We start from the raw sequence: 1070 nt of genomic DNA, 5'->3' as shown, positions 1-1070 counted from the left end.
GGCCAAAAAGCCAATGCGCTGCTTCAGCCTATCACCCGCGACTTCCATCTTCATCGTGCAAAATATGACGCTGAAGTACCTGACACCGATGATCCCGAACTACTGGAACGAGCAAAACAAGCCACCTCATTTGTCAACGGCAGAGGCAGCAACCCCTTTAGCGGTCTATCACAAGACCAACTAGCACTGATTATTTATGACGATAGCGGCACGTTTACGGCCAATGAGCGACGGGCAGCTTGGCTAGAGGGGCGTGCCCAAGAAACTGCATGGAAGCAGGCAGTTGTTGCTCGAGGTAAATTGGAGTACAGCCAAACCGGCAAGATGACAGAGTTTTTCAAAGAAGTACTGGGGAATTACAACGATTTGCCCCCTATTATGCAGGCACAGCATCCCGATTTTTATGCGCCGCGCCTTGAACATCTGATTGAGATGGACTTCAACTTTATGACCCACCGCGCCGAAGGCAAAGGAGCACCTGAGGATATCTTTGAAATATTAATGTCAAGTGACGACTTTGCCAACCTAGGTAAACGCTTTGCGCGTTCAACAATTAATTGAAAAATGACAGTTCAAGTATCTCAAGCCCCCCTTCGACTGATGATGAAACCACTTATGGCGGGATATGTACGTGCATTGATTAAGTACGCTAACAAAAAAATTACAATATTTACTTAACGTTTTAGTTTTCCCTGCCGATTACTAAGTGTGGCATCGAGAAATAACCAACGTTTCGGTCACTACCATAGGCCATATAATTGATGGCAATTCAGCAAAACGACAAGGAGGTATTGCCATGACAATCAGCATTGGACCCACTACCCCGGCGACGTCGCAAACGACGTCTGGTAGCCGCACTCAGGACGTATCAGCCAAGGGAACCGAACAGAGCGAAAACACAACTTCGTCATCTGATTCTTCAAAGCCAGCCAGTCAACTTTCCACGTTGGCCCAGCAGTTAAGCGACAGCGCCCTACGTGCCGAAGAACGCGATGCCAGCCTGGACCGGAAGGCGCTTGGCCAAAAAGCCAATGCGCTGCTTCAGCCTATCACCCGCGACTTCCATCTTC

1 protein-coding gene and 1 pseudogene are annotated in these 1070 nt (G+C 48.8%); both read left to right on the top strand.

From position 1 onward, the window contains the following. Positions 1 to 561 (top strand): hypothetical protein (locus HP566_RS01465; RefSeq protein ID WP_249975483.1); only part of this gene is annotated, 561 nt, incomplete at its 5' end. A gap of 235 nt (positions 562 to 796) precedes the next feature. After that, positions 797 to 1070: pseudogene (locus tag HP566_RS01460) on the top strand (hypothetical protein); the annotation flags it as partial.

It is taken from the genome of Vreelandella olivaria, assembly GCF_023507745.1.
Classification (GTDB): Bacteria; Pseudomonadota; Gammaproteobacteria; order Pseudomonadales; family Halomonadaceae; genus Vreelandella; species Vreelandella olivaria_A.
This window is presented reverse-complemented; position numbering and strand designations above follow the sequence as displayed.